Source organism: Pseudomonas sp. GM84, assembly GCF_000282535.1.
In the GTDB taxonomy this organism is placed as follows: domain Bacteria; phylum Pseudomonadota; class Gammaproteobacteria; order Pseudomonadales; family Pseudomonadaceae; genus Aquipseudomonas.
The window spans coordinates 1-5,072 of record NZ_AKJC01000025.1; the positions used below are offsets into that span (position 1 = coordinate 1).

Genomic DNA, 5,072 nt, shown 5'->3' on the forward strand with positions numbered 1-5,072 from the left:
CCGACTGAACTACCGCTGCGCAGTGTGGACTTGCGTCCTGTTCCTCTCTGGCATTCAGCTTCTTTCGAAACCGTCTGCGCCAGGAACAACCTCAGGAAGTGGTGGGTGATGACGGGATCGAACCGCCGACCCTCTGCTTGTAAGGCAGATGCTCTCCCGGCTGAGCTAATCACCCCCGCGATGTTGCTTGTTGCGTTTACTTCGCTGAGGCCGCGAAATTTACGCAGGTGGCGGAGCTAAGTCAATAGCCCCATTGAATTTTTTTCAAAAAAACGAAAAAAGAGGGATTGTCTTTGCCGCCCCGCGAAAGGGCCGCTACAGACAAAAACAAGAAAGGGACCTCTTGGTCCCTTTCATGACAACTGGCAGCTCAGGTGTAGATCATCTTGCGGGTCATGCCGCCATCGACCACGAACTCCTGGCCGGTGACGAACGCCGCCTGGCGCGACAGCAACCAGGCCACCATGGCCGCAACATCTTCCACGGTCCCTACCCTGCCCGTCGGGTGCTGGGCATGATCGGCTTCGGTCAAGGGTTCGGCACGGCGCTGCGAGGGGTCGCGGGCATCGATCCAGCCCGGACTCACCGCATTGACGCGAATCTCCGGGCCCAGGCTCATGGCCAGGGCATGGGTCAACGCCATCAGGCCACCCTTGCTCGCCGCGTAAGCTTCGGTGTCCGGTTCGGACTGCCGGGCTCGGGTCGAGGTCAGGTTGACGATCGCGCCATTGTGCGCCCTCAGATACGGCGCACAGTGCTTGGCCAACAGCATCGGACCATTGAGGTTGACGGCCAGCACCCGATTCCATTGCGCCAGGCTCAGGCTTTCCAGAGTCTGGTTGTGCGGGTTGGCGATGGCCGCGTTGCACACCAGCGCATCCAATCGCCCAAACTGCCCGAGCACCTGCGAAACACCGGCACTGACCTGCGCTTCGTCGGCCACGTCCATGGTGATGAACCAGGCATTGTCGCCCAGGGCCTTGGCCACCTTGGCGCCGCGCGGGCGGTCAAGGTCGCTGAGCACCACTTGCCAGCCTTCGCAGATCAGCCAGGCAGCGATGCCCAGGCCGATACCGCGTGCGGCACCGGTCACCAGGGCTACCCGGCCGTTATGGCCTGGCCCGCCACCCTTCCAGTCGATCACAATGCCGCCAACCCACGCGCCAGGTCCGCCTTGAGGTCGGCCACGTCTTCCAGGCCGACGGCAACACGGATCAGGCTGTCGCGAATACCCGCAGCCTCACGCTCCTGCGGCGTCAGACGACCGTGGGAAGTGGTGGCCGGGTGGGCGATGGTAGTCTTGCTGTCACCCAGGTTGGTGGTGATCGAGATCACCCGCGTGGCATCGATGAAGCGCCAGGCGCCCTCTTTGCCACCTTTGACTTCGAAGCTTACAACCGCACCGAAGCCGCTCATCTGGCGCTTGGCCAATTCATGCTGCGGGTGGCTAGGCAGGCCGGCGTAATGCACCTTCTCCACGCCCTCCTGCTGCTCCAGCCATTCAGCCAGCAGCTGGGCACTCTCGCAGTGTGCACGCATGCGCAGCTTGAGCGTTTCCAGGCCCTTGGTGAAGATCCAGGCGTTGAACGGGCTGAGGGTCGGGCCAGCGGTGCGCAGGAAGCCCACCACTTCTTTCATCTGCTCGCTACGCCCTGCGACCACACCGCCCATGCAACGGCCCTGGCCATCGATGAACTTGGTGGCCGAGTGGAACACGATGTCAGCGCCGAGCTTGAGCGGTTGCTGCAAGGCTGGGGTGCTGAAGCAGTTGTCGACCACCAGCATGGCGCCGCGGGCATGAGCGATTTCACTGAGCGCGGTGATATCGACCAACTCGGCCAGCGGGTTGGACGGCGATTCGACGATCAACAGCTTGGTATTGGCCTTGATGGCCTTTTCCCAACCGCTGAGGTCGACCAGCGGCACATAGTCCACCTGCAGGCCGAAGCGCTTGAAGTACTTCTCGAACAGGCTGATGGTCGAGCCGAACACGCTCTGCGACACCAGCACATGGTCGCCGGCACTGCACAGCGACATGACCACCGCGAGGATCGCCGCCATACCGGTGGAGGTACCCACGGCCTGCTCGGCACCTTCCATGGCCGCCAGGCGCTCTTCGAACACCCGCACCGACGGGTTGGTGTAGCGCGAATAGACGTTGCCCGGCGTTTCGCCGGCAAAGCGCGCGGCCGCATCGGCGGCCGTGCGGAACACATAGCTGGAGGTCAGGAACAGCGCTTCGCTGTGCTCTGCCTCGGGTGAACGGCTCTGACCGGCGCGCACCGCCAGGGTGTCGAAACCGACACCCTCGAGGTCACTGTCCAGTCGCCCGGCATCCCATTGATCCGTCATGCCGCTGCTCCCTGATCAGTTGTTGTAGAGGTCGATGATCGCGCTGACGGCCTGGGTCTTTACCTTGGCCAGGTCGTTACGGGCCTGCTCGATGCGATCCAGGTAGGCTTCGTCGATGTCGCCGGTGACGTATTCACCATTGAACACTGCGCAATCGAAGTGCTCGATCTTGATCTTGCCGCCACCGACCGAATCGATCAGGTCCGGCAGGTCCTGGTAGACCAGCCAGTCGGCGCCGATCAACTCGGCCACCTGTTCGGTGGTACGGTTGTGGGCGATCAGTTCGTGAGCGCTCGGCATGTCGATGCCGTAGACGTTGGGGTAGCGCACCGCAGGGGCTGCGGAGCAGAAATAGACATTCTTGGCGCCGGCTTCGCGGGCCATCTGGATGATCTGCTTGCAGGTGGTGCCGCGCACGATCGAGTCGTCGACCAGCATCACGTTCTTGCCGCGGAACTCCAGCTCGATGGCATTGAGCTTCTGGCGTACCGATTTCTTGCGCGCGGCCTGGCCGGGCATGATGAAGGTACGGCCGATGTAGCGGTTCTTGACGAAGCCTTCGCGGAACTTGACGCCCAGCCGGTTGGCCAGCTCAAGTGCGGCAGTACGGCTGGTGTCCGGGATCGGGATGACCACGTCGATATCGTGTTCCGGGCGCTCACGCATGATCTTGTCGGCGAGTTTCTCGCCCATGCGCAGACGTGCCTTGTACACCGAGATACCGTCGATGATCGAATCAGGGCGGGCCAGGTAAACGTGCTCGAAGATGCACGGCTGCAGTTTCGGGCTTTGCGCACACTGCTTGGTGTACAGCTGGCCTTCCTCGGTGATGTAGACCGCTTCGCCCGGCGCCAGGTCGCGGATCAAGGTGAACCCGAGCACGTCCAGGGCCACGCTTTCCGAAGCGATCATGTATTCCACACCTTCATCGGTGTGGCGCTGGCCGAACACCACCGGGCGAATGCCGTTGGGGTCACGGAAGCCGACGATGCCGTAACCGGTGACCATCGCCACCACCGCGTAACCGCCAACGCAACGGCTGTGCACGTGGGATACCGCAGCGAACACGTCTTCCTCGGTTGGCTGCAGCTTGCCACGCACGGCCAGTTCATGGGCGAACACGTTCAGCAGCACTTCGGAGTCAGAGTTGGTGTTGACGTGGCGCAGGTCGGACTCGTAGATCTCCTTGGCCAGCTGTTCGACGTTGGTCAGGTTGCCGTTGTGCGCCAGGGTGATGCCGTAGGGCGAGTTGACATAGAACGGCTGGGCCTCGGCCGAAGTGGAGCTGCCCGCGGTCGGGTAGCGCACGTGGCCGATACCCATGTGGCCCACCAGGCGCTGCATGTGGCGCTGCTGGAAGACGTCGCGCACCAGGCCATTATCCTTGCGCAGGAACAACCGGCCGTCGTGGCTGGTCACGATACCGGCAGCGTCCTGGCCGCGGTGCTGGAGGACCGTAAGCGCGTCATACAGCGCCTGATTGACGTTCGACTTACCGACGATACCGACGATGCCACACATGCGACGCAACCCCTACATTGATGAAACTTGCACGAAAGGCGCTCAAGGCTTTGCGGGCCCGAGCAACTGTTCCTTGAACGGAAGATCAGCCGGAGTGCTGATCATTCCACTGGACATCCACTGACTGCTGAAACCCAGGATCAGGTTCTTCGACCAGTCAGCGACCAATAGAAATTGTGGTATCAGGCGCGATTCCTGCCACCAGGAATCTTGTTGCACCGGCCCCAGGCTGAGCAGGCCGATGGCCACCACCACCAGCAAGGCCCCGCGCGCAGCGCCGAAGGCCATGCCGAGGAAACGATCGGTGCCGGACAGGCCGGTCACGCGGATCAACTCGCCGACCAGGAAATTGACCATGGCCCCTACCAGCAAGGTAGCGACGAACAGAATGGCGCAACCGGCGATGATGCGCATCGACGGGGTCTGGATATAGCTTTCAAGGTACACCGAGAGCGACCCGCCGAACATCCAGGCAACCGCACCGGCAATGATCCAGATGAGCAGCGACAAGGCTTCCTTGACGAAGCCGCGCTTGAGACTGATCAGTGTGGAAACGGCGATGATCGCGATGATCGCCCAATCAACCCAGGTAAATGCCACGGTGCTGCCTACAGACGTTTGAGGCGGCGCATTTTACCAGAGCGCGGGGCTGGGGGTAAGCGGAATGTCAGGTCGTTTGACAGAGGCCCGTTTGCGGCGCGAGCCCGCTCCCACGGGCTTTTCGTGGACTTTGAAGTCAAGAAAAACCACTGGGAGCGACGCCGCGGCGATGCACCTTGGGCTTCAGCCACGCTCCGGCTGGAAGCGCACCACGAAACCTTTCAGGTTCTGCTTGCGGTTGATCGCATCGCGCACCCGCTCGGCCTCGGCGCGCTCGATCAACGGTCCGACATACACCCGGTTCATGCCGCCGGCCGAACGGATATAGGCGTTGTAACCCTGACTGCGCAGGGTGTTCTGCAAACTCTCGGCACCAGCACGGTTGGACAGGCTGGCCAGCTGGATCGACCAGCTCACCGGCAAGCCGTTGGCATCGATCTTCGACGGCGCGCTGGCGGTGGCCGCCGGCGCAGGCGTCGCAGCCGGCCGCGATTCGACCTTGGGCGCAGGCGCAGGTGTTGGCACCGGCGTCTGCGGCTTGGGCTGAACCTGTGCCTGAGTCTGCGGCGACGGGGTGATCGGCTGGCTCGGCGTAGCCA

The 5,072-nt window shown here is 62.6% G+C and carries 5 protein-coding genes and 1 tRNA gene; all 6 read right to left on the minus strand.

All coding sequences use genetic code 11. The features are described from left to right. Positions 1 to 99: 99 nt before the first annotated feature. Positions 100 to 175: transfer RNA gene (locus PMI38_RS02220), tRNA-Val, on the minus strand. Positions 176 to 370: 195 nt separating this feature from the next. Further along, the gene (locus tag PMI38_RS02225) at positions 371 to 1,144 is read right to left on the minus strand and encodes an SDR family oxidoreductase (RefSeq protein ID WP_008090136.1); all 774 of its coding nucleotides are present in this window, start codon (positions 1,142 to 1,144) and stop codon (positions 371 to 373) included. After that, entirely contained in the window at positions 1,141 to 2,352 is a 1,212-nt protein-coding gene (locus PMI38_RS02230; RefSeq protein WP_008090138.1) for an O-succinylhomoserine sulfhydrylase, read from the minus strand. Before PMI38_RS02230 ends, PMI38_RS02225 begins: the two co-directional genes overlap by 4 nt. Positions 2,353 to 2,367: 15 nt before the next feature. Further along, on the minus strand, positions 2,368 to 3,873 hold the full coding sequence (gene purF / locus PMI38_RS02235; protein WP_008090140.1) for an amidophosphoribosyltransferase: 1,506 nt from the start codon (positions 3,871 to 3,873) through the stop codon (positions 2,368 to 2,370). Between the two features lie 42 nt (positions 3,874 to 3,915). Then, positions 3,916 to 4,473, minus strand: coding sequence for a CvpA family protein (locus PMI38_RS02240; RefSeq protein ID WP_008090143.1), 558 nt, complete (start codon positions 4,471 to 4,473; stop codon positions 3,916 to 3,918). Positions 4,474 to 4,656: 183 nt separating this feature from the next. Next, positions 4,657 to 5,072, minus strand: a 416-nt coding sequence (locus PMI38_RS02245; RefSeq protein WP_008090144.1) for an SPOR domain-containing protein, incomplete at its 5' end; no start/stop codon positions are given.

What these genes read in the sequence shown, in the direction of transcription:
- PMI38_RS02230 (WP_008090138.1), bottom strand. Translation starts at nt 2,352, where the DNA reads ATGACGGATCAATGGGATGCCGGGCGACTGGACAGTGACCTCGAGGGT.
- purF (WP_008090140.1), bottom strand. Translation starts at nt 3,873, where the DNA reads ATGTGTGGCATCGTCGGTATCGTCGGTAAGTCGAACGTCAATCAGGCG.